The following is a 21,574-nucleotide window of genomic DNA, read 5'->3' as shown; positions in this document are numbered from 1 at the left end:
ATTTTGCGCTGTATTAAAATCGTACAACGCATATTTTACATGCATCGAAATTAAACTATAGTGTAATTATCATCTTTGATAATTAATTTAATCAAAGTTGATGATTTATATATCATTTTTGATATTTAATTTTGTGCAATGTAATGTAGCTGGAGTTTTGTATACGTGAACAATAAAGTGCCTAAGAAGACCGAACAGAAAAAATATGCGGTTAGAGCGTGTGAGATGATCAAACGCGACAGAAAAGGGGCTGCATTGTTTCGCTTGGTATACAAACGCGAAGGTTCGCAAAAAGAAGTACAGACATTCATGAACCGTATTAATAAAAACCGTGCTAATCCTGGTGCGGATTTTATTGGTCTGTGTGTTGAAGCATTGCCGGAGTTACAGGATATGACAATGGCTGAGTTTTTCGGAATAAAAGACAAACCCAAAAACTAAGCGTTTTAAAACTCAATTTAAATAAGGATATTGATTATGGCTAAGTTAATGCCTGTCGCTGCGTTAGCAGTTCTTCTTACCGGTTGTATGGCAACTCCTGAAGAGGTTGCTGTTATGGCCAACAACTTAAAATATGATCCCAAGCCCTCAGACGCTCACGTTCTTGCGTTGGCCGACCCCTTCATAAGAATGTATTTAAAAGATCCCGACTCGTTAAAGAACCTAGTAATCACAGAGAGCTTCAAGTGTTACGCAAGCAATATGGAATTCTCAGATAACGTAACCCCAAAGTACGACTACGGTTATTGGTGTTATAAATTCAACTATCAAGCTACCAATGATTACGGCGGTTATGTCAGAGGATACACTCCCGCAATATTTGTTAATGGTGAACTACAAGAAACTGGCTATAACGGTGAAGTTATCAGAGCCAGTGATAACGTTTTTACGTCATTTTAGAAAATCGCTCTGTAACGCCCTGTGGCGTGATTTTTACTTTTGTTGGGATAATCACGCTAGAGGGTGAACTAAATCGCCAGTAAATCGTTTTTAAAACGGTTTTAAAACAGCTTCTAAGTCCAGTCTTTTTGATCTAAATCTCTTCCCCAAAAATATAGGTCCTCTTTTTTTACATTTTTCATAAGACTGTATGTGCACATATCAAGCGATACACAGACCTTGTGAGATAAAACAACTGCCAGTCTCAGTTTACTTGCTGTTAGCGCGTGACTAAAAATGGGTGAGTCAATAGCATTCAACCCTTTTAGCTCTGGAATAATTGACAGCCAAAGATCAAACACCAAGCGGTTTTCTTGTTTAAGCTTTTTAATCGAGTCAATGGTAAATTGAGTTTTAAGATCCTCAGCTGTCATTTGTACATTTAGATTTCTCAGCTTTTCAGACATGCTTATATCCCTCTTGGGTATAAACTTGAGTTCCTCCTCTAGTTTTGAGAGGTAGAAATCAATATTGTCTCTAAACATTTTTATAGTTTCGACATCAGTCTGATATCTAGAATAGTTGAGCTGCGCTCTCCACTGCGCACCGAGGATAATTAAAGCAATCAAAGCGATAATTGGAGAGTATATACCGGAGAAAAATGAACCAAGCTCAGCCCAAGATTGATGATCATCCCAAAGTCCTAGTCCAAATTTCGAAATATAAAAAATGATCGGTAACAAAAACATTAAGGTGCAAAACAACAGAGGTACAATAACGATTAATTTTTTCAACAAGAGCACGAGTTGTTGATGAGCTAAGTCTATTAGTTTTTTCATTTGTCCAAGCTTCTCACACAATAATTAGCCAACATAATTCATGTATATGACTGGAAAAACAGTTGCAAACAGGAAGGTGACCATAAGGATCAGGTATCTGATGAAGACGTACCAACTTTCTCCACTTTTTACTCTTTTCCACTCATCGCTTAAAACACCGTGAGTGAGAACCATGATTTCCGCATGTAAATCAATAACGTTTTGAGCTTGCTCCAATGAATTATTTGATTCGGCGATGAGGTCTAATTCTTTTAGTTTTGAAGCTAGCTTAGAATGTTCAGATGGGTTTAGCCTAAGATTTATTCTTATAAATAAGGCATGCAATCTTTGATAAAGTTCTGGTCCTGGACCACCGAAGTCTTCAAAGTTTTGGCCAGTAGCTTTGCAGTTCAAACGGACAGCCTGCAACTGCATAAAGTAACCTAAATAGTCAGCGACATCTATTCGCAAACTATCAATCCAGTTTTGCCGAAATTCAGAAGTTTTTTGATCCTTCGCGATGACGACACTAAGTAATGCAACAGTGCCAGTAATGACTGCGGCGACAATCGCGCCAATTCCAATGAAAGCGGTAGAAGGGATCCCATCCATGAATATACCTTTAGAAGTAACAGTTTGTAAGGAACAAAAGTAACACGATTAATCATACTTTCAATAGTCATCGCGTATTGAAGGCAACCTTCCCAAAAACCTCAAACAAAAAATAATTTAACCAAATTGGTTGAATTTTAAAACCTGCATGGTGTATATTGGTTGTGGTTCAAAAAGACAAGATCAGAGGACAAGATGGCAATCACAGAGTTTGGGAAAGCAGTTCGTAAAGCTAGGGTCGATACGTCGCATACGTTAAAGACTATGGCCAGCGAACTTAACACGTCTGCAGCTTTTCTGAGTGGTATGGAAACAGGCAGAAAAAAGATATCAAAGGAGTGGGTTGAGAAAATTAACAACTTTTTCAACAAACAAGGGCATCCAATCCCTAAGCTAAGCGACTTAGCAGACGTATCTAACGAGTCAGTTTCATTAAGTGGGCTGTCACATCAACAACAAATGTTAGTTGCGGGTTTCGCGAGCTCTCCATTTAAACCAGAAGAGCTTAAGAAGTTTGCAGCGTTTTTAGAATCAATCACCAAAGATAAGAGCGCTGAGAGGTAAAAGATGAGTGAACCGTACCAGTTGAGGGGTAATAGAGTGCAGCCCCTCGACCAGAAGAGTATTGAATTTATGGCGTTGAAAGTCGCACAAGCCTTTAACATTAATAGGCGTAATAGAAAGCGTCTTGATAAGTCCTTCGAGATGTTAATTGACTTCTCCGTCACGCTCAACGTCTACGAAGATAAGGAGTGGAATTTTTTAACGAGAGGGCATTTCGACCCCAATACTATGACGATTTCTGTTCCCAATTCGATATACACACTAGCTTGCCAGGGAGAGAAAGAGGCATTGTCAGTTATGCTGCATGAAATGGGACATGTATTTTTAGCGCATAGGGCAATATTGCACCATTCTTCTTCGGCTCCGCAGAAAGAAGAGGATGCAGAGTGGCAAGCAGATGAGTTTGCTAGAGTGATTCTAGAGTATATGGGGTATACCACTAAGCAAATGAGTTTCGATTTTATCGCATAAAAAAACCCTATCGAAGGGATAGGGTTTCCGCCCCCTGCTAGGCTGCCACCTAGTTAGGGATAATTTCAACCAAGAGATAATCAAGGGTCAAAATCAATGTTTAAGCTTTGTGATTATAGACTTTTACTGCTGAAAGGCAAGGTTCTCTCGTAGCTTATGGAGGGAAACGCTATGCCAAGTGGATATTGTCCAAAGTGCAAAAGCACCTGTGAGGTTACCTTTGTTAGTCACGTAGTTCGTGACGGCAAGGTAATTAGACCTCGCAAAGGTAAACGCTGTTTAGTAATTCCACACTGTCCTGTGTGTAAAAAGTAGTGGTTAAAAGCCTGCATTAATGCGGGCTTTTTATTCTGGAACCTTACCATTGGGCAAAGCAAGCCGCTTCGCCACCCATCCTTCAAATTTCATATCGGTCGTTAGCACACTGTTGGCCGCATGTTCGGTTTTATAGTGAAGAGCTCGCTCCTGGTTCACCACAAACGGTATATTCGAGCCGGTTCTTCCACCGAAGAAACGTGTTTCATAACCAAAACGGTGTGAATGCTCGTTAGCTAGTTCTAGAACCCATACTTGCTTCATAGTGTTTCTCACTTAACCAGGTTAAAAAAGCCCTGTGTAAACAGGGCAAAGGGAACACATTTACATACTGTTAGAAAACGCAGTTGCACTTCTCTCACAGCGTTGTTAGCGTATTAATAATCCCCCTGCGATATCCCCCGAAGCTCACTTCGGGCGGATGCAGTTTTCGGCCAGTGTCATGCTGGCACTATGAAAACAAAGACCCCCACATTCAAAAAAACGCCCATTGCTGATGTTGTTGCTGATGCAGCAACTACGGTGACGGAGTTTGGCTGGCACGATGTGTTTTATGCCGGAACACACACCGATAACAAAGGCAAAGCGCGCACATACTCTCGTGCAGATTTGCAAGAGGTTGTTGATAATTTCGCCGCTGAAAAAGCGCCGCTGGTGATCGGCCATCCAAAAACCAATGCACCGGCACACGGCTGGGTCAGTGGCCTGCGTTTAACCGGTGATGACCGTTTAGAAATGAAAGCCGACCACGTCAATGTCGACTTTGCCAAAGCTGTTGCGGCGAAAGCGTACCCCAATCGCAGCATTTCACTGGTGAGAACGGATAAAGGCTTGACCTTAAACCATGTGGGATATTTGGGCGCGGTTCCTCCAGCTTTAGAAGGATTGGGCTGGCAATTCTCTGTAGACGATAGTCTTACTCCGGAAACCATTGAATTTAGCCTTGAAACACAAACAAATCGCTCGTTCATCGACATGTTTGGCGCGATGCGCGATTTCATTATCGACAAGTTTTCACTGGAAGATGCAAACCGCGTAATTCCAGAGCGGGAGCTGAATTACCAGCGTGAGCAACTTGCAAAAGAACAAGCTGAAGAGAATAAGCAGCTTGAAGACGATCCCCTTTTCAATAAACCAGACTCAAAGGAGAACGATGTGTCTGAAATCACCCAGGAGCAGCTAGATGCTGCCATTAAAAAGGCAGTTGATGCCACAAAGGCAGAGTTTAGCGCGAAGCTGGATGATGCCAACAATCGTGCTGCCAATGCTGAAGAAAAACTTGAAAGTCAGGCGTTTAACCAACGCGTTGCTGACTGCCAAGCCATTGTTGATGCAAAGGTGCAAACCGGTGCATTAACACCTGCCCAAGCAACGGGCCTAGCCGAATTTATGGCAAGCCTACCGCAAGGCGATAACGCTCAAACGTTTAGCTTCAGCAAAGCGGATAAAACGGAGGAGCAAAGCCAGTTCGACTTTGCAAAAGCCTTTGTTGATGGCCTTGGTACAAAGTCGCCGCTGGGCGATGACGACAATGAGCTGCTAGACCACAGCAGCAACGATTTGGATGCAAAGGCTGAGGAGTATATGAAAGAGCACAATTGCTCATACGCCGACGCTGCTGTAGCCGTAAGTGGAGGAGCTTAATCATGGCGAACTATAGAGACGAAGGCCGTGTGGCCATTCTGACGCTGACCGTAATGGCAGCTGCTGACGTGCTTCAGCGAAGAGCAGTAACGAAAGATGGTAGCTATCCGGCGGCTGGTTCGCACATGTACGGCACAACGTTTGTTGATGGTAAATCTGGGTGCGAACTGGCGGTTGACTGTTTGGGTCAAGTACCAATGACCGCAGGCGCAGCTATCCCAGAAGATAGCCTTGTTGAGGTTGGTACCGACGGCAAATTCATCCCTCTTAACACTGGTAAGCCCGTTGCGCGAGCCATTACTGCGGCAAGCGGTGATGGTGCGACGTTCCAAGGCTTCATTTTACCTGCGACTAGCTAAGGAGACGTAAATGGAACGTTCACATATTCGCGTAGTAGATACGGTACTTTCAAAAATTGCATTGGGTTTTGCGGTACCAGGTCTTGTTGGCCACGAGTTGTTTCCTCATGTCAATGTAGATGCAGCATCGGGAAAAATCATTCAGTTTGATAAATCTGCGTTTCGTTTAATTAACACGCGTCGTGCCCCAGGTACGCAAACAAAACGTGTCACAGTTGGCTTTGAGGCCGGTAACTACAGCTTGACTAACAATGGTTTAGATGCAGTTATTCCTAAAGAGTGGCTTGACGATGAAAAGCAAGTGCCTGGCATCAACCTGCGCCGTCAGTCTGTTGAAACAGTAATGCAAATAGAACTCAACCACCTTGAGTTTGAACAATCTAGCCTTGCCCGTAATGCAGACAATTACAGCATTAATAACAAAGAAACCTTGTCTGGAGCCGACCAATGGAGTGATTACGAGAGCTCCAATCCCATCAAAGATGTGAAAGACAAAAAAGAAGCGATTCGGTCAAAAACAGGGCGATACCCAAACAAAATGGTTATTCCAGCCCTGGTGCATAACGCGCTGTGTGAGCATCCAGTGATGCTCGCCAAGCTCAGTGACTCGAAGATGAAAATACTCACAGTAGAGGATTATCAGCGCATCTTCGATATTAAAAAAGTGGTCATTGCTGGTTCAGTTGTAGTGGACGATAGCGACAACTTTGAAGACTTATGGGGAGTGGACGTCATCTTAGCCGTTGTGCCTGAGACTATTACGACACGAGCAATGCCATCGTTTGGTTATACCTACCGCCGAACAGGCCACCCTAGCGTTGAGAAAACGTGGTTTGACAAGTCTGTGAAAAGCTGGATTTCAGGGGTCGAGTACGAACGTGCGCCACTGTTAACCGGTATCGAGTCAGGGTTCTTATTGAAAAACGTTGTTGCTGAGTAGTGCCATTATGTCGGGAGGTCGGCTTAGAAGCAGCCATCCTTTAAAGAAAGCGTAATAGCTCACCGGCAAACCTTATAACCACCACCAAAGCAACAGGGATGACTGAAGGGGCTTGGATGCCCCAACCTGTGGAGAGTGTGATGAGTAAAGATTTAAAAGAATACGTTTGTGTCGACCCTGTCAAACACAACGGTGTACGTGTGTTGCCTGATCAGCCTATTTGGTTATCACAAAAAGAGGCGAAATCATTACTGAACTGTAACGCCATTGCCGTTCCTGCGCTTGGCATAGAAACGTCTGAGCCAGAACTTACTGAACTCGAAAAAGTGCTTGCGGTCATTCCCGATGTTATCAGCAACAAAGATAACCTCACCGGTACCGGCGCACCATCAACGGCAGCATTAACGGAAGCTGTAGGTTTTGATGTATCGGCAGAGCTAAGAAACGAAGCATGGTCTGCCTATCAAGCCGCACAAGGCACTGAATAATGATTACGGTATCGAGTGTTGTTGAGCATGTCGGCCTTGGCAATATCGTTGATATTTTGCTGGGCCGTGTCGAAGGCGACCTCGATGCCGATGTATTTCTTGCAGTAGTGAATAGTGAGCCTACTGGCGATTTTGCTGTTGAATTAGTTGAAGTGGCCAGCGCAGCGGTAACGCGTGTTGAACTGGCTATCACTAGCGCACAGCGACAGATAAACGGGTATATCACCAAGCGTTATCCAAATGGGTTAACAGCTGCTGAAATTGAAGACAGTCCGTTACCCAATATTGCCCAAAAGCTTGTGAAATACGAGCTAATGGTGGAGGCCGATGACGACACCCGGGCAAACAAAAAGTATGCAATGACTGAGCTAAGAGATATCGCAAACGGCTTAATTAGCCTAGGTACCAGCGACCCAGCAAAAACGACATCAAAGGCGATTACTACCGCGCAAAGTACAAGTCGTTTTGACTGGGGTGGATTTGGCCGATGAGCGGTACGTTTATTGAAATCAACGTGTCAGGCAGTGAGGTGTTTAGCCTGTTTCACAGCGTTGCTGCGACTAGCCAGGCACCAGCCCCTTTGTTGGATGAAATTGGTGCGTACCTAGACAGCGATGTTACCAAGCGGTTTTATGACGGTGAGACGCCGGAAGGTAACAAGTGGTTGGTGTCACAGCGAGCAGCGGCTGAAGGTGGTCAAACGCTTATCGATAAGACATTGCTTATGAAAGGTGTAACGCACGATGTTCTTGGCCAAGACCTTATGCATGGTCTTACGGAAAAGTACGCTGCTATTCACCAATTTGGAGGTAAAGCAGGACGCGGTAAGCGAGTAACGATACCGAAGCGGAAAATCATTGGTATTGCAGCAAAGCAGCAAGCCCGTATTGACAAGATGACACTTCGATTTGTGGATGGGTGGTTTAAATGAGCTTGCGCTTTAACTTGGATTTAAACGTGATTGAAACCGTGTTAACCGATTCGGGTTTAAGGGTTGACCCAGCGTTGTCTATGCCCGCGTTGTTGAAAAAGTCGCTGCAATCAAACAAGACCTTTGTATTGCCACTCGATGAGCTTGCAGAGCAGCCTGATGAAATTGGTGGCATTGATGTTCAGCAGCGCACTATGGAGCGGTTTGCAGTTGTAGGGGCGTTTAAGTCAATAGGCGATAAATCCGGTACCAGCCAGAAAAATGCGCTTCAAGAGTGGCGTGAAAACGTCAAAACCGCGTTGGTTGGCGTGGTGGTCAGTAATTTCGATGCAATAACTTTTGAAGCAGGAAAGCTCGTCGAAATGAACACAGAGAAACAAAACATATTGTATCAGCTGCAGTTTGCCACATCGCAAACGGTAGTGAGTAACGTGAGGAATGTCGATGAGTAAAAAGCCAGCTACATCAACTCCAGCGCCGAATGCTAAGGCGCTAGTCGCCGCCCAGAAAGGCATTAAAGGTGGTCGCTACGTGGTTTCAGGAAACCAGGTGAAGTCAGTAAAAAATGCAAGTGAAACTGCACCAGAGGAGAAAGCCTAATGCGTTTCAATGAGAAAGTTATCTTGCTTGCTGAGGAGGCAACGTATGGCACTGGCGCAAGCTTGAGTTCAGCGAATTATCAACGCGTGTTTGACTTGAACATAACCCCCGAAGGTGAAGAAATCACCGACGAAGCTGAACGTGGCTATGAAGGTGCGTTCGAGTCTATTCCTCATGGAGAACACGTCAGTATTAGTTACAAAACACACTTATTTGGAAGTGGTACCGCAGGGACGCCCCCACCGTTTGCCTCAGCACTGTTGGCATGCCGATTAGCGGAAGTGATTGACCCAGGCGTAAGCGTAACTTACGTGCTTGCATCTGACATGGGAGGCTCGGCTGCTGCCACTGTTCGTATTGGCAATAACTTGCATGAAATCGCAGGCATGCGAGGCATGGTTGAAATCGTGTTCGAAAAAGGGGTGCCGAAGCTAAGTTGGCAGTTTAAAGGACTATGGCAAGCACCTTCACACACAGCTGCGGCAATGCCTGCTGTTGATAACTCGCCATGGTTGAACTTTGTACCCACTGGCCCAGGGCGCACGACTAATGCCAGCTTACATGGTCAAAGCGTGAAGCCGTTTAGCTTGAGCTTGAACCCTGGCAACGAACCAGTTTACGACGAGAGCCTTACGACGGCAGAAATTCTGTTCTCAGGTCGAAACGGCTCAGGCAAAGGGCAAATTGAAGCGCCAACGCTCGACGTTATCAATTTCTTTGAACGTGCAAGCGATCGCTCGCATGGTCCTCTTTCTATTTCACATGGCCCAGTCGGCAGTCGAGCCACGGTAGCTTGCCCGAATGTGCAGATTAAAAAGCCGGTCTACACAAAGCTTGATAGCGGCAACGTGGGCTACGACATAGATTTCGTGTTGCTACCAAATGCTGGTAACGACGAATTTTCATTAATGTTTGATTAGGTGACGTATGGCGTTTAAGCGCGGAAGTTTAACAAATTGGGTTGTAACAAGAACGGTAAAGTTAGCCGGTGAATCGAGTGTAACCGTCGACATTCAAATATTTTCAAAAAAGGACGGTGAAGCCATTGTCGCTAGAGGCTCAGATGCTGAGACGGTGAAAGGCTTTGTGAAGAAACTCACAGGTTATCAAGATGAAAAAGGCAAGGAGCTTGGTCTAGATGCACTACTTGCGGATTTTGAAGCCGGTGAGTTTGCCCCAGCGATTATCACTGCAATAGCAATGGAATGCGTTGGCGCACAGCACGACGCTGCAATAAAAAACTAACCGAGGCCATTCAAGCATGGATGGCCGGAGAAAACCAAACAAGTAAAGAAGTGTGTGACGACATCGCCTTTTTCGGTGGTGATCCAAAACAAATGGAGCAGGAAGAAACGGACTTCTTTATTCACCCAGATAACTGGCTAGCGTTTGTGGCATTTAATGCAGCACAAACACAGTGGGTACTCGATAACAAAGGTCGCAAATTCGCATTGAATTATCAGAATGCGGAAATCGCGTGGCAGAAACTCAATATGAACGTTGAAGGTGATGACTTTAGAAAAGTTCAACATCTTGAGCGATGTGTAAGAGAGTCGGTTTAAATGGCAGCGAATTACAACGTAGCACTACGCGTAGGATACAACGGGCAAGCCGTATCTGCTGGCGCTACCCGCAATGCTGCCGATTTAAAACAGTTACAAACGGCCACCTACAACCAGGGCCGTGCCAGTCTTATCACATCTCAGCAAAACAATATGTTGCGCACGAGCTATACCGCATTGTCCGGTGCAGTGAGTTTGTATGCAGCTGGCTTGGCCGGTATAGGGCTTGTAAAGGGCGCGTCGAATGCCGAGTTGTTACAACTGCGATTAGATAACCTCACAACCAGCTACGAGCAGAACCAAGAAGCACAGCACTACTTAGCGCAAACAGCTGATAACTTAAATGTACGTTACAATGTGCTTGCCGACAGCTATACACGTTTATTGGTGTTAGAGCGTCAGCGTACGTTGTCCTCTGTTGAATCTCGCCAAATACTCGAGGGCATGACGAATGTTGCCAAAACATTGGGGGCAACTAACGTACAAGTTAGCCAGTCAATGTATGGAATGACTCAAGCGTTAACCCAAGGCCGTGTTCAAGCCCAGGAACTGAATCAAGTAACTGAGCCTTTACCTGGTTTACTGCAAGCACTCGATAAAGCGGCGGGCACTGCTGCTGGCGGCTTTAGAAAAATGGTGATTGCTGGTGAAGTCACCAGTGGTATGTTTAAAAATTATCTAATCACAGCACTGCAAGACTATGAAGGTGCAGCTGAAGCCGCAGCGGGAACAATTTCTGGCGCTACCAATGATTTTTTAACGACATACGATCTTTTTACCAAAAAGATATCTGCTCCAATCAATTCTGCTGTCGTACCCCTAATCAATACCGCAAATGACGCATTGCGCCTGTTGGGTGACAACATTGAAATACTCGACACTATGGCTGATAGCGCGATTTTGCTAAGTGCTGTTATCGCAGGGCGACTCGTAGGATCTATTGCGGCAAAAGTGAGCGCTACAGCAGCTGATACCGTTGCAATGTATCGCAACAATCAAGCGGCGTTGCTTAAAGCCACTGCAACAACAAATCAAATTCGGTTGGAGTTGCAGTCTGTTGCCGCGATGATGCGGTCTGCACAAAGCTTGCAAACCAAATCTGCTTTAATGGCCCAAGCATCTGCGCTTACTACGCGCTATACCGCTGCGGTGGCCGCACAAACCGCTGCTGAACGAGCTGCCAGTGTAGCAATTACGGCCAAAAACACAGCGCTAGGCATATTAGGTGGGCCAGTTGGTTTAGCAGTCACTGCCGCAATAGCCATCGGCTATTTCGCAACAGCAGCAAACGATGCGACAGTTGAAACGTCTGAATTAAAAGAAGAGGTTGATAATCTTGTTGATTCATATAGAGAACTCAATGATGAGGGCCGTGCGCTTCAGCTCAGAAAGCTAACAGAGCAAGAAACTGCCGCCAGAGAAAACTTAATTGCATTACAGGCGCGTTTGCGTGAAGAAATGCAGAAACCCTTGACGGTTGCTGGCCCATCCGGTGTGAACGATTTTATCGATCCATCAATGCAAAATGCGCGTTCACTAGAGCGTTTGCAGCAAGACGTGAACGAAGCTGAAGCATTACTCAACGAGCTCGCGACAAAGAAGTCTGCACTCTTTGACTCTACACTCCCTATAGATTGGCAAGAACCTACCGGCCAACAAGGCGCTTCAACGCAATACGAGAAGCCATTAGCTGATATTGAAAACTTTCTTCGAACTCGCGAAGAACGTATTGCGGTAAGTTATGAAAAACGTCAATCCATGCTCGATAACGCCCTTGCAGCTAAGTCAATCAGCGAACAGCGCTATAACGAGCTTTCTACTGCATTAGAGTTGCGTCGAGACCAAGACCTTTCCGACATTCAACAAGAGTCTATCAGAAAGCAACAAGAGCGTGCTCGAGAAGCTGAGCAGGCACGCTTGCGTCAATTAGAAGAGTCTTACGAAAACGAACTGGCGATCATCCAGGGTTTTGAAGACAGAAAAGCGCTGCTTCAGTATCAGCAAGATAAGCGTGTTGCTGACGCACGAAACCAGCAAAGAATATTAGAAGCACAGGGATTTGCTAGTCAATCTGAAAAAGATGAGCATTCTAGGCAAGAAGCACTGCTTGATGCTCAAGCAAGTCGTACCGGTCAAGTGCGAAATTTATTGTTTAGTCAAGCCGAATGGGAGCGTAAGAACGAGCTTGAAAAAACAAATGCAGTGTTGTCGATTGGTGAGTTTGGCTTCAAGCAAATGGCTGGACAAAGCAAGAAAGCCTTTGCGCTGTACAAAGCTTTTGCTATCACCAAAGCAGTGATTAACACCTATGAAATGGCCACGGGTGCATTCAATGCGCTAGCCAGTATTCCGTATGTTGGACCAGCGCTCGGAGCGGCCGCAGCGGCAGCGGCAGTTGCGTTTGGTTTAGCACAAGTTAATTCAATCAAAAACCAACAGTATCAAGCCGCATACCACGGTGGCGTTGATTATGTCGGGGCAGAACAAACCGCACTAATTCAAAAAGGCGAGCGTATCGTTAGTCCTCGTCAAAACGTGGCGCTGACCAGTGCCGTCGACAAAATCAACAAAGGTGAATCGGCTGGCAGTCGCACGTTAATGTTCCATTTCAACCCTCAAGTGAACCTGTCAGATTCTTCCGACGAAAATATGGCAAAACTAGACAACTATCTAATGGCCTCGTTCCAAAAATTCCGTGCTTCTTTGATTCAGGAAATGCACTCCGGTACCGGAGACTATTTTAACGCCGCGAGGTTAGCAGCAGCATGATTTACGATATGTACTCGGGTAAAAGCCCTGCATCTAGCCTGTTTACACTCACGCCAATGAGCACCGCTGAAGACAACCCATTTAATGCGCGTGTAGTTGTCACAGACTTGGACGATTACTGGACAGGTGAACTGGAGTACAAAAATTTAGACCAGGAGCAAACAAATGATTTGCGTGTATGGATAAACCGGCTACGTGGCCCTGTCGGTCAGTTTTGGTTTTCCGATATAACACATAAGCAGCGTTCAACCTGGGCTGGAACACCTGTCGTTGATGGCAGTAATCAAGATGGTGCATTGCTCAGCGTTAAGGGGTTAACGCCGAACATTATTCTGCGTGCCGGTGACAGGTTCCAACTTGGCGATTTCCTCTATGAGTTAACCACCGATGCTCAGGTAGGCAGTACAGGGTTGGTCGACATAGAGTTTCTTCCTGAAATTCGCTTTATACCTGCAAATAACGCCTCAATAATTACCGACAATCCGCGTTGTAAATGCATGCTAGAACCTAAGCAAAAAGCACCATCGGCAACCACGAAAAAAGCTTTGCTCACTGACTTTAAGTTCAAGTTTCGGGAGAGTATTCGTGATTAGTCATCCACTCATTTTAAATGCACTTCAAAACGATGTGTCTAGCTTACTAAATCTAGTTTACATCGACTGGCCAACTGCACCGGTACGGATGCATTCGCGCATCGGTGAAAAGTATTGGGACGGCCAGATTTGGACGGGCGTAGGTGCACTTGGCTCGATTGGAAAAGCGTCTAGCGCAGCAAAGCCTGGTCAAGTGAATATGTCACTGTCGACGACTGACTTGGGCATAGTGAGTGACGCAACACGAGACGACGCGATCGGCAGAGCCGTTAAAGTCTACCTGGCATGTTTAGATGAACATCGTCGCATTGCAGCTGCTGAGCTAACGATTTATCGCTTTATCAACGATGTGAATACAGAAACTGGTGCAATACACAACATTACTATTACAGCAGATACGGCTCGAGCCCGCTTTCGTAACTCTACCAATCATCTACGTTATTCACCCGCAGCGTGGCGACAGAAATACCCTGATGACAGTTACTGCGACGATATTGAAGCGCTAGCGGCTTCGGGGTTACCTAACGAATCAGGAAGCAATAAAGTCGGGACTGGTGGAAGCATTCCAAAGGGCGGTGGCCCAAGGTACAAGAGCGCATGAGATTACCAAACTGGGATATTGAACTTGCAGAATACATTGAATCTGTTGCTAATGCGCCGTTCGCGTGGGGCGAGCATGACTGCTGCTTGTTTGCAGCCAACGCTGCAAAACTAATCACAGGTATTGATTTCGCACAACGCTTCAGAGGGAAGTACTCCACAGAGCTGGGGGCTGCTCGTGCATTAAAACGATATGGCCAAGGCGATTTGTTTAACACGTTGTGTGACATATTCGGCGAGCCTTGCCCTATCTTAACGTTGCAACGTGGTGATATCGCCTTGGTCTGTGATGGTGAACGCCATGGCGTAGCACTGTATTACTCTGAAAAATTCTTGAACGCGAATATCGACGGCTTAAAAGCGGTTGAACGTTCATCGGTAGTAGCGTGTTGGAGGGTTGGGTAATGCCTGCTGTTGCTGTCGGTGTTGTTGTTGGTTTTGTGGTTAGCGTTGGCACTACGCTAACTGTGTTCACAGCAGTAGCAATAGGTATTGCAACTGCGGCGGCTACACACCTTGTTATGAAAGAATTGATGGTTGCGTCGGTATCAGCTGATGCTGAAACCAACCAAAGTCTTCAAGTCGGTAAACCCATACCCAGGGTCGTCGTCGGTGAAAGCGTTTTATCTGGCGCAATTGTGAAGTACGACAACCCAGAATTTGACGATAAGAAGTGGCACCTCTTTTATGTATGTTTGTTACAGCATCGCTCAGAAAGTGTATCGATATATCAGATTGCAGGTGAGCAAACGACTGAAATGCAGAGCGAAAATCACTACATTGAGCCACGTTTAGGTGACCAGACTGCACCCGTATCTAGATCTATGAATCACATGAGGAACATAGACGAATCGTTTATTGGTTACAACACAACTGACGTGTACTGCGAGTTTGTAAATGACTCTGAAGTATACCCCTCCGGAGTGAATGATCTTAAGTTCCTAGTCAAAGGCATACGCGTATATGATCCTCGAAAAGACTCTACTGTAGGTGGCGATGGCTTACACCGGCTAAATGATGAGAGCACTTGGGAATGGTCTGATAACCCAGCACTAATCAACTTCTGGTGGAAAAAGTGGAAAGGCGACATCGTACTTGATGACGATGCTTTTAGCATGGACAACATAGCGTCTGAAGCGAATATTTGTGATGAACAAGTGACGGTTACCAACGCAGAAGGTGAGCAAACTACTGAAGCTCGTTATACATGCAATGGAATCATTAATTTAACCGATGGCTATGAAGCTAATGAAGATAAACTGTTAGCTAGCTGTGCAGGTCGTTGGGTTGAAAGCGCTGGCCAATGGCGCTTAAAAGTTGCCGCGTATCGTGGCCCAGCACTGTTTACTATCACTGAGGCTCACCTAGCATCAAACCCCAAGCGCAAGCCATTTCGGCCTCTAACGTCTCGTGTGAACGTGTTACGAGCTGAATTCATATCAAAAAATGCATTCTACCAAGCCGCCGACATGACCCCTATTCGGTCGGAATCACTAATCAATGATCGTGATGCCGGTACTGAGTATGAAGATAGCTTGCAATTACATTTTACGCAGACAGATAGCATGACTCAGCGCCTTGCTGTTCTTGCACTACTTAGAAATGCGGCTGGGGATACACTGAACTTAGAGCTAAAGCGTTGCTATGCTGAACTCATTGCAAGCAGTGTGGTGTACGTTGATTTACCAAATCACCTTATTCAAGGGTTGTATGAAATCGACAGTGCAGAGCTTGATGATAAAACCTTTCATTATTCTATTGTCGCCACAGAAACCAGCGCTGATATGTACAATCAGTTACAAAACATACCAGGCCACGACGTTACACCAAACTTTCATCTGAACACTGGCTACATTTCGCCTATCGCAAATTTGACATACAGCGTTACACCAGAGGATAGCTACCGAGACGGTGTTTTAACCTGGACGCATGCAGCTCAACAAAGTGTTAAAGAGTATGTGGTTGTTATCAACCACGGCGACACGTTGCTGCTGCGAGAAAGAACACTAGAGCCTTACTTTAATGTTTCGGGTTTGGCTCCATTAGACAGTGATTTTTATACTGCGTACGTTTATGCGACAAATACGTTTGATAAGCCATCTGAAGCCATAGCCCACAATTTCAACGTTGATGTACCCTCAACACCGGTGGGTGAATTGCGTGTTGATATCCTTCCTGGTCAAGTGATTTTAACTGGGCCAACCTTGCCCCATTCAGCGGCGACTTATGAATGGAATTACGCCTATTCGGACGATTTTTTAAACGCATTTAACGGTGGTTTAAATCCTGTTTTAACCGTTTTAAACACCCCACATGGTGCGACATTGTACGTATGGTACCGGCTCGTGGTTGGCGACAATGCTGACCCGAACTGGATCGCATTGGCCGTGCCTAACTTGATAGGTATTAACGTTGAAGTTTTCGATGCAGAGACGTTTTCTACAATACAGTGGGGTGGATTACCCGCAACGCTTGGTGAGACGATTGGCGCAGTACTGAATGACCTTCAACAATGGTCTGAGCAGCAATCAGAACTAGGTGCAAACTACTCATCGTTGATTTACAACGTCACCGAAGTCGTTGCAGCTAATCAAGTGAATGCGCTTGATATTATTGCTGTTAAATCACTAGTCGGTTCTACCTCTGTACAAGCACAAATTGCGCAAAACAACACTGTTCAAATCGGCTACGAAAATGCGAATGGTGACTGGATAGTCGGCGCACCACTCGCCCGTTCGTTTAACGAAATTAAGATATCACGGGGTGAAGAATCACTGAGCGTTATCGAATACTTTGAGGCTTTAGAAAACGAAATCGGTGAACTGCAAGGCACTATTTACTTAGGTATCGTCGATGAGAATGAACTTTTTACAGGTGTCGAAATTCTCGGAGGCGGTGACAACTCGGATATACATCTGTACGCAGATAGGCTCAAAATCGGCTCTAAGTCAGGCAAGATTTTTCTTAGTGTTGATAATGTTACTGGCGATTTCGTTATAGGCGCAGACACTATTATCAAAGGCACGTTATCGAACGCTCGCAAAGTCAACGTGCGAGAGCATGTGATGGAAGTCGAAGATATCGGTGGCTTCGGTGAAAATAGCGACCTTATCTACTGGCGCGGTGCGCCTGTGCTAACCCTGAATGGAGAGGCTGATGTTGATAGTCTTTCAAAAGCTAATGCAACGTTTGAATGGAAGGACATCTACGGCGCTGCTTACTTTGCGCAAGGTGTTTCTTCGGGCGTTTTCAACACAACTCGAACAAACTCGTCGCTGGCACTAAACACATCTATAGAAATTGGGCCGTTTGACACGAATGGTAATCCGAAGGTCATTACATGCACATTGATGTGGTTAGGTAATAGCAGTTACGAAGGCGTATGTGATATCGCTCCAGTACAACCGAGTTGCACACTCACAATTCAACGAAAAATTGGTAACGGCGAGTGGGTTACTCTTCAAACATACAGCATTAGCGAGACTGTTGCGCAGCAAGAGTTGTTTGAGCCAGAACTAAGTTCACAAGGCTGGATTTGCTATATCTACGAGAGTGTCAATAAGTCATTCACATTTACTGACAATGACCCAACTGTAGGCGACACATTCGGCTATCGCGCAGTAGTATCAAATCAAACACGCTACCACGCGCAACAGTTTATCAGGACTCAGAACCTGACCGTCAATAGCTTCGAAGGGCAAACCTCATGATGTCGTTTACCATTTCTCTAGCTGACATCACAATTAATGACGGTGAGTTGTTCGCAACTGTTAATAGTAGCGAGTCGGGATTTGGTGTCATTAAGAATAGTCAGCTATTTATTGCATCAAAATTACCCGTCTCAATCGATAGTTTTGACACACAAACACGAGTGCTAACGCTTAGTGAGGCTTGGCTACAAGGTGATGTGGTTAATGCACCGGCTCGTATTACGCCTAATGCGGCAAACGGAAGTCTTTCCGAATCACTCAATCAAAATCAGCAATTGATGTCGTTACTGTTGGAGATGCTGAACAGAGACGCAGGAAACTATGTTTCACTTGATGCCTTAGATATAAACGCGTCAGTAGCCACCGGAGCTATTGTCGCTGTCGCTGATTTGTCGTCGGCCACATTTGCCATCAATGCCGAAACAACCACAGCACTACCAGGGGATATCGCTTTCTCAAACGGCAAAGTTGGTCGCCTTGTGACTCGTGGTGAAATCATCCCAGAACAATTGCATTCACCTTCAGCCAACGCAATTACAACAGCGCTGGCAAGGCAGGCAGCAGCGAAAGAAGTTATCTCACTTCGCGCCGAGACTTATGAAGCTGGCGATTGGTCAACAGTCACGAGCACACACAAAGTCAGTATTAAGTCGTTAAACAAATCAAAGATTCGTTGCACCAACGTTGAAAGAGATTTTCTGCACTGTAGCGGCGCTATCGAACTCGACAACATAATGTTCGAGGGGTTTCGAGATGTGGTGGTTATTCCTGAAGCAGCTCCCGACATCGACCTGGTATCAATTACAAATTGTAAATTCTCAAATGTGAGATACGCCGGACAACGAGAGTTAACTTGGAAGACGGTTCCAAGTCGCATCGCAAAAATTGTTATCAAGCACAACGAAATCAATAACAAAGCGCTGTACGACGCAGGCCTGTTTTCAAAAGGCTTTGTGTTCTTTGGCCCATTCACATCGGTAGACTGCGGTCACAATGAAATGCGTTGGCTGGGTGGGTCAGCGCTGGAGTTTGCGAACGACGCATACGAAACGCAAGATGATATGGAAAACATTCATGTGTATCACAACACAATAGAGCACATATACGACCCTCGGGATACTGTTGATGGCTGCAATGGTATAGACGTGCGCGGCAGAAAAGCAACGGTTGCTGATAACATCATAACCGACATTGCAAATTACAAAGCGGATGACTGTGAGGGCATATACACCAAAATTCGCTTCGGTAGAGTGGCAGGAAATATACTGACGGATGCTGGCACAGAAGAGGGTTTTATTGCAATAAAGGGCAACGACAGAAGCAGTATCGCTGCTCCAGGCGGGTACAACATCGAGGTCTGTAACAACACACTGGTTGGAGCCAGAGCCAACACGACAGGTCTTTTTATTTCTGCTAGCGATGTTAATGCTCACGATAATACGTTCGAAGGTTTTACGCACCACTGTATCAAGTTAGATGACGTTTACGAACGCAACGTGTGGGTCCATCGCAACAACATCATCGAGCCTCTATGCGCTATCGCTATCACGAGCACGATGTGCGGAGAAGGTATCGCGATAGAGCATAACCGTTGTTTCGGCATCGGCAACCAGGTATCACTCAAGGATTTCTTCTTCGTGAAATTTGGCACCTATAAAGGTGATATTGATGATGTTCAGATTACAGGGAATCAGCTTCATCTGCACAAAAGCGTGGATTATGCTTTCGTAACTGGCGCGGTAACAACGCTATGGTTTGTTGCAAGTGATAGAAATGACTTGGGCGCGGTGGATATAAAGGATAATGAACTCAAGTTAGCCCAGAGTAATTTTCCTCACATTAGGTCAAAAGTGGTGAGGTTGGATGGCTCTAGAGCGAACGCTGACTCAGTCACCATTGATAAAAATTACACGGACGCAAACGTCAAAGAAGCCTCGTTATATAAGCTAGAGCTTACTCCGAGCAGTTGTACTGGCGTGAATACTGAAAAACTCTACGGCGTGATGGAAAAGCGCTATTTGCAGCACAGCGATTCGGGATGTGTTGTTAGAAACTCAGATGCCAGTGGAACGTCAACGGTATACCTTCCAACAGCGATACCTGGCGTTGAATACACAGCTACTAATAGCCACACAAGCAACTTAGAGTTCCGTTTGCAACCGAAAGAGACCGAAGGGTTTAGAGGGACAGCAACGGGCGCATTTCTATTTAGCTCGACGGTTAGAGCTGCCCTCAAAGTGAAGTGCATAGAAGCCGGTATTTGGGACGTGATATCTCAGGCCGGTACATGGCAAGAAGCGTTACCAGAGCCTGCTCCGTCTGACATCAGTACATTGGACAGAACTACATTAGTTGTTGAAGATAATGGGGCGCGAGTGACAAACACTGGCGTTGGAGTGGATAGAGCCGTTAATCTACCGTCAGCCATAGTCGGGTTAATTTTCCACTTTGAGAACACGTCTATTGAGCCTAACGCACCTCATGAACTGCGCGTTCGTCCAGACGCAACAGATAGGATTAATGGGTTAAATCTGGGGCGGTACTTTTATGCGCCATACCTTGGCGCAAGAATGACGCTAGAGTGTGTTCAGACTGGGGTGTGGAGTCTCGCTGACATCGAGGGAGACTGGTATCGTGAAGGCGAGACACCTGCTGCGCCGTCAGCTCAAGCATCCGTCATTTATACGGCAGAGCGAACGGCGCTAACGCTTTACGATAACGGTGCAACTGTTACAAACGAAGGGTTGCAAGTTGATAGAGCTGCAAATCTGCCAGAGGCTATTCGAGGCTTAGAGTTTTACTTTCGCTCGGTAGCTTATAAAGCAAATGGCGACCCAGTTGAGATGAGAGTGAGGCCAGATACAAACGACACAGTTCGCGGGTATACGATGGAAGACTATTTATATTTCGAAACGCTAGACCCTTTCGCAGAGATACTTATGGAGTGCAACGAAGATGGCGTATGGGACGTCATCATATTTAATGCAGTGGTACAAACAAGATGAACAACTTCTATCACTTATGACTGCTATGTTTGCATTGATAGATTTGATTTTAAAACCTATTATTAAATTTTTCAAAATCTATCGCCGCGCTACAGTTTGTTGTTTTTTCAATATAGCTAACAATAAATGTGATACTTTAACGTCTGGTGGATTAAACGGACGAATGTTCAATGGCAGATAAGACACTCCTCAGTGCGAGCTTTAACCCTGCAGTTAAGCTTTATTGGTTGGTAAGTTGGGTCCTTGTATCTATGCTCACATTAGTGGGAATACCTTTACTTATTATTTCTATCCCTCTTTTTCTCTTATTTAGCGGACGCATGCTCAATGCAATGTCTGCAGAACTTACCGAGCGTAAGCTCGTTGTAAAGCGAGGTATTCTATTCAAGGTAGAAAAGTCGATCCCGCTAGAAAAGATCACTGATGTAGCAATGAGTCAGGGTCCATTGATGCGAGCATTTGACTTACACCGCTTAAGTTTTGAAACCGCAGGACAATCCGGGGCTGGTGCACTAGTGTCTTTAATAGGAATTGTTGACGCTTCAGTATTTAGAGAAACAATACTCGCTCAAAAGGATGCTGTGTCTGGAGTCATAGACTCTCAGACTAAAATATCTAAAGAGAGTACTAGCGGTATAGAAGAATTGACACAGAGCGTAAAACGGATAGAGGCGCTTTTAGAAAAGCTTGTAACTGAGAAAAGCTGAATTGTAA

25 protein-coding genes and 1 other annotated feature are annotated in these 21,574 nt (G+C 45.4%); of the genes, 22 read left to right on the top strand and 3 right to left on the bottom strand.

The window, feature by feature from the left end; all coding sequences use genetic code 11:
• Nucleotides 1–165: 165 nt before the first annotated feature.
• Together EYS00_RS15155 and EYS00_RS15150 are read left to right on the top strand one after the other, a co-directional pair.
• On the top strand, nt 166–441 hold the full coding sequence (locus tag EYS00_RS15155; protein WP_130638097.1) for a hypothetical protein: 276 nt from the start codon (nt 166–168) through the stop codon (nt 439–441).
• 36 nt (nt 442–477) lie between these two features.
• Complete coding sequence (locus EYS00_RS15150; RefSeq protein WP_130638095.1) at nt 478–900, top strand: hypothetical protein; 423 nt, start codon at nt 478–480, stop codon at nt 898–900.
• A gap of 113 nt (nt 901–1,013) precedes the next feature.
• On the opposite strand, the gene EYS00_RS15145 is transcribed toward EYS00_RS15150, so the two are convergent.
• Together EYS00_RS15145 and EYS00_RS15140 are read right to left on the bottom strand one after the other, a co-directional pair.
• Complete coding sequence (locus EYS00_RS15145) at nt 1,014–1,718, bottom strand: hypothetical protein (protein ID WP_130638093.1); 705 nt, start codon at nt 1,716–1,718, stop codon at nt 1,014–1,016.
• Between the two features lie 24 nt (nt 1,719–1,742).
• Nucleotides 1,743–2,309, bottom strand: a complete 567-nt coding sequence (locus EYS00_RS15140) for a hypothetical protein (RefSeq protein ID WP_130638091.1) — start codon at nt 2,307–2,309, stop codon at nt 1,743–1,745.
• Nucleotides 2,310–2,504: 195 nt separating this feature from the next.
• On the opposite strand from EYS00_RS15140, the gene EYS00_RS15135 reads away from it, so the two are divergent.
• Nucleotides 2,505–2,873 (top strand): helix-turn-helix transcriptional regulator, encoded by a 369-nt coding sequence (locus tag EYS00_RS15135; RefSeq protein WP_130638089.1) that lies wholly within the window; start codon nt 2,505–2,507, stop codon nt 2,871–2,873.
• 3 nt (nt 2,874–2,876) lie between these two features.
• Nucleotides 2,877–3,344, top strand: coding sequence for an ImmA/IrrE family metallo-endopeptidase (locus EYS00_RS15130; protein WP_130638087.1), 468 nt, complete (start codon nt 2,877–2,879; stop codon nt 3,342–3,344).
• A 345-nt stretch (nt 3,345–3,689) separates the two neighbouring features.
• On the opposite strand, the gene EYS00_RS15125 is transcribed toward EYS00_RS15130, so the two are convergent.
• The gene (locus EYS00_RS15125; protein WP_130638085.1) at nt 3,690–3,923 is read right to left on the bottom strand and encodes a hypothetical protein; all 234 of its coding nucleotides are present in this window, start codon (nt 3,921–3,923) and stop codon (nt 3,690–3,692) included.
• Nucleotides 3,924–4,112: 189 nt separating this feature from the next.
• Here EYS00_RS15125 and EYS00_RS15120 point away from each other — a divergent pair, with 189 nt between their 5' ends.
• From EYS00_RS15120 to EYS00_RS15040, 18 genes are all read left to right on the top strand, one after another.
• Complete coding sequence (locus tag EYS00_RS15120) at nt 4,113–5,303, top strand: hypothetical protein (protein WP_130638083.1); 1,191 nt, start codon at nt 4,113–4,115, stop codon at nt 5,301–5,303.
• 2 nt (nt 5,304–5,305) lie between these two features.
• Nucleotides 5,306–5,662: a capsid cement protein gene (locus tag EYS00_RS15115; RefSeq protein ID WP_130638081.1), complete on the top strand. Its 357-nt coding sequence runs from the start codon at nt 5,306–5,308 to the stop codon at nt 5,660–5,662.
• Nucleotides 5,663–5,672: 10 nt separating this feature from the next.
• Nucleotides 5,673–6,602 carry a hypothetical protein gene (locus tag EYS00_RS15110; RefSeq protein ID WP_130638079.1) on the top strand — a complete coding sequence of 310 codons (930 nt, stop codon included), beginning with the start codon at nt 5,673–5,675 and terminating at the stop codon, nt 6,600–6,602.
• A gap of 9 nt (nt 6,603–6,611) precedes the next feature.
• Nucleotides 6,612–6,672, top strand: a sequence feature (23S ribosomal RNA rRNA prediction is too short).
• Nucleotides 6,673–6,742: 70 nt separating this feature from the next.
• A complete protein-coding gene (locus tag EYS00_RS15105; protein WP_130638077.1) occupies nt 6,743–7,090 on the top strand; it encodes a hypothetical protein in 348 nt (115 codons plus the stop codon).
• Nucleotides 7,090–7,581: a phage protein Gp36 family protein gene (locus EYS00_RS15100; protein WP_130638075.1), complete on the top strand. Its 492-nt coding sequence runs from the start codon at nt 7,090–7,092 to the stop codon at nt 7,579–7,581. Before EYS00_RS15105 ends, EYS00_RS15100 begins: the two co-directional genes overlap by 1 nt.
• Nucleotides 7,578–8,021 (top strand): phage virion morphogenesis protein, encoded by a 444-nt coding sequence (locus tag EYS00_RS15095; protein ID WP_130638073.1) that lies wholly within the window; start codon nt 7,578–7,580, stop codon nt 8,019–8,021. The genes EYS00_RS15100 and EYS00_RS15095 overlap by 4 nt, the downstream gene beginning before the upstream one ends.
• Nucleotides 8,018–8,473: a hypothetical protein gene (locus tag EYS00_RS15090; RefSeq protein WP_130638071.1), complete on the top strand. Its 456-nt coding sequence runs from the start codon at nt 8,018–8,020 to the stop codon at nt 8,471–8,473. The genes EYS00_RS15095 and EYS00_RS15090 overlap by 4 nt, the downstream gene beginning before the upstream one ends.
• Nucleotides 8,466–8,621, top strand: coding sequence for a hypothetical protein (locus tag EYS00_RS20575; protein ID WP_165399396.1), 156 nt, complete (start codon nt 8,466–8,468; stop codon nt 8,619–8,621). Before EYS00_RS15090 ends, EYS00_RS20575 begins: the two co-directional genes overlap by 8 nt.
• Nucleotides 8,621–9,541: a hypothetical protein gene (locus EYS00_RS15085; RefSeq protein ID WP_130638069.1), complete on the top strand. Its 921-nt coding sequence runs from the start codon at nt 8,621–8,623 to the stop codon at nt 9,539–9,541. Before EYS00_RS20575 ends, EYS00_RS15085 begins: the two co-directional genes overlap by 1 nt.
• A 7-nt stretch (nt 9,542–9,548) precedes the next feature.
• Nucleotides 9,549–9,866 carry a hypothetical protein gene (locus EYS00_RS15080; RefSeq protein WP_130638067.1) on the top strand — a complete coding sequence of 106 codons (318 nt, stop codon included), beginning with the start codon at nt 9,549–9,551 and terminating at the stop codon, nt 9,864–9,866.
• Nucleotides 9,827–10,183, top strand: coding sequence for a DUF1799 domain-containing protein (locus EYS00_RS15075; protein WP_130638065.1), 357 nt, complete (start codon nt 9,827–9,829; stop codon nt 10,181–10,183). Before EYS00_RS15080 ends, EYS00_RS15075 begins: the two co-directional genes overlap by 40 nt.
• On the top strand, nt 10,184–12,952 hold the full coding sequence (locus tag EYS00_RS15070) for a tape measure protein (RefSeq protein ID WP_130638063.1): 2,769 nt from the start codon (nt 10,184–10,186) through the stop codon (nt 12,950–12,952).
• Nucleotides 12,949–13,545: a hypothetical protein gene (locus EYS00_RS15065; protein WP_130638061.1), complete on the top strand. Its 597-nt coding sequence runs from the start codon at nt 12,949–12,951 to the stop codon at nt 13,543–13,545. The genes EYS00_RS15070 and EYS00_RS15065 overlap by 4 nt, the downstream gene beginning before the upstream one ends.
• A complete protein-coding gene (locus tag EYS00_RS15060) occupies nt 13,538–14,146 on the top strand; it encodes a hypothetical protein (protein ID WP_130638059.1) in 609 nt (202 codons plus the stop codon). Before EYS00_RS15065 ends, EYS00_RS15060 begins: the two co-directional genes overlap by 8 nt.
• The gene (locus EYS00_RS15055; protein WP_130638058.1) at nt 14,143–14,550 is read left to right on the top strand and encodes a hypothetical protein; all 408 of its coding nucleotides are present in this window, start codon (nt 14,143–14,145) and stop codon (nt 14,548–14,550) included. The genes EYS00_RS15060 and EYS00_RS15055 overlap by 4 nt, the downstream gene beginning before the upstream one ends.
• A complete protein-coding gene (locus EYS00_RS15050) occupies nt 14,550–17,855 on the top strand; it encodes a phage tail protein (protein ID WP_130638057.1) in 3,306 nt (1,101 codons plus the stop codon). Before EYS00_RS15055 ends, EYS00_RS15050 begins: the two co-directional genes overlap by 1 nt.
• On the top strand, nt 17,852–20,860 hold the full coding sequence (locus EYS00_RS15045; RefSeq protein WP_130638056.1) for a hypothetical protein: 3,009 nt from the start codon (nt 17,852–17,854) through the stop codon (nt 20,858–20,860). The genes EYS00_RS15050 and EYS00_RS15045 overlap by 4 nt, the downstream gene beginning before the upstream one ends.
• Before the next feature lie 170 nt (nt 20,861–21,030).
• Nucleotides 21,031–21,567 (top strand): PH domain-containing protein, encoded by a 537-nt coding sequence (locus EYS00_RS15040; RefSeq protein WP_130638055.1) that lies wholly within the window; start codon nt 21,031–21,033, stop codon nt 21,565–21,567.
• Nucleotides 21,568–21,574 lie beyond the last annotated feature (7 nt).

It is taken from the genome of Alteromonas sp. KUL49, assembly GCF_006538345.1.
Lineage (GTDB): Bacteria > Pseudomonadota > Gammaproteobacteria > Enterobacterales > Alteromonadaceae > Alteromonas.
The sequence above is the reverse complement of the archived record's forward strand: the minus strand, read 5'-3'. Positions and strand labels throughout refer to the sequence as shown.

What these genes read in the sequence shown, in the direction of transcription:
- EYS00_RS15150 (WP_130638095.1), top strand. Translation starts at nt 478, where the DNA reads ATGGCTAAGTTAATGCCTGTCGCTGCGTTAGCAGTTCTTCTTACCGGT.
- EYS00_RS15145 (WP_130638093.1), bottom strand. Translation starts at nt 1,718, where the DNA reads ATGAAAAAACTAATAGACTTAGCTCATCAACAACTCGTGCTCTTGTTG.
- EYS00_RS15140 (WP_130638091.1), bottom strand. Translation starts at nt 2,309, where the DNA reads ATGGATGGGATCCCTTCTACCGCTTTCATTGGAATTGGCGCGATTGTC.
- EYS00_RS15135 (WP_130638089.1), top strand. Translation starts at nt 2,505, where the DNA reads ATGGCAATCACAGAGTTTGGGAAAGCAGTTCGTAAAGCTAGGGTCGAT.
- EYS00_RS15130 (WP_130638087.1), top strand. Translation starts at nt 2,877, where the DNA reads ATGAGTGAACCGTACCAGTTGAGGGGTAATAGAGTGCAGCCCCTCGAC.
- EYS00_RS15125 (WP_130638085.1), bottom strand. Translation starts at nt 3,923, where the DNA reads ATGAAGCAAGTATGGGTTCTAGAACTAGCTAACGAGCATTCACACCGT.
- EYS00_RS15120 (WP_130638083.1), top strand. Translation starts at nt 4,113, where the DNA reads ATGAAAACAAAGACCCCCACATTCAAAAAAACGCCCATTGCTGATGTT.
- EYS00_RS15115 (WP_130638081.1), top strand. Translation starts at nt 5,306, where the DNA reads ATGGCGAACTATAGAGACGAAGGCCGTGTGGCCATTCTGACGCTGACC.
- EYS00_RS15110 (WP_130638079.1), top strand. Translation starts at nt 5,673, where the DNA reads ATGGAACGTTCACATATTCGCGTAGTAGATACGGTACTTTCAAAAATT.
- EYS00_RS15105 (WP_130638077.1), top strand. Translation starts at nt 6,743, where the DNA reads ATGAGTAAAGATTTAAAAGAATACGTTTGTGTCGACCCTGTCAAACAC.
- EYS00_RS15100 (WP_130638075.1), top strand. Translation starts at nt 7,090, where the DNA reads ATGATTACGGTATCGAGTGTTGTTGAGCATGTCGGCCTTGGCAATATC.
- EYS00_RS15095 (WP_130638073.1), top strand. Translation starts at nt 7,578, where the DNA reads ATGAGCGGTACGTTTATTGAAATCAACGTGTCAGGCAGTGAGGTGTTT.
- EYS00_RS15090 (WP_130638071.1), top strand. Translation starts at nt 8,018, where the DNA reads ATGAGCTTGCGCTTTAACTTGGATTTAAACGTGATTGAAACCGTGTTA.
- EYS00_RS20575 (WP_165399396.1), top strand. Translation starts at nt 8,466, where the DNA reads ATGAGTAAAAAGCCAGCTACATCAACTCCAGCGCCGAATGCTAAGGCG.
- EYS00_RS15085 (WP_130638069.1), top strand. Translation starts at nt 8,621, where the DNA reads ATGCGTTTCAATGAGAAAGTTATCTTGCTTGCTGAGGAGGCAACGTAT.
- EYS00_RS15080 (WP_130638067.1), top strand. Translation starts at nt 9,549, where the DNA reads ATGGCGTTTAAGCGCGGAAGTTTAACAAATTGGGTTGTAACAAGAACG.
- EYS00_RS15075 (WP_130638065.1), top strand. Translation starts at nt 9,827, where the DNA reads ATGCGTTGGCGCACAGCACGACGCTGCAATAAAAAACTAACCGAGGCC.
- EYS00_RS15070 (WP_130638063.1), top strand. Translation starts at nt 10,184, where the DNA reads ATGGCAGCGAATTACAACGTAGCACTACGCGTAGGATACAACGGGCAA.
- EYS00_RS15065 (WP_130638061.1), top strand. Translation starts at nt 12,949, where the DNA reads ATGATTTACGATATGTACTCGGGTAAAAGCCCTGCATCTAGCCTGTTT.
- EYS00_RS15055 (WP_130638058.1), top strand. Translation starts at nt 14,143, where the DNA reads ATGAGATTACCAAACTGGGATATTGAACTTGCAGAATACATTGAATCT.
- EYS00_RS15050 (WP_130638057.1), top strand. Translation starts at nt 14,550, where the DNA reads ATGCCTGCTGTTGCTGTCGGTGTTGTTGTTGGTTTTGTGGTTAGCGTT.
- EYS00_RS15045 (WP_130638056.1), top strand. Translation starts at nt 17,852, where the DNA reads ATGATGTCGTTTACCATTTCTCTAGCTGACATCACAATTAATGACGGT.
- EYS00_RS15040 (WP_130638055.1), top strand. Translation starts at nt 21,031, where the DNA reads ATGGCAGATAAGACACTCCTCAGTGCGAGCTTTAACCCTGCAGTTAAG.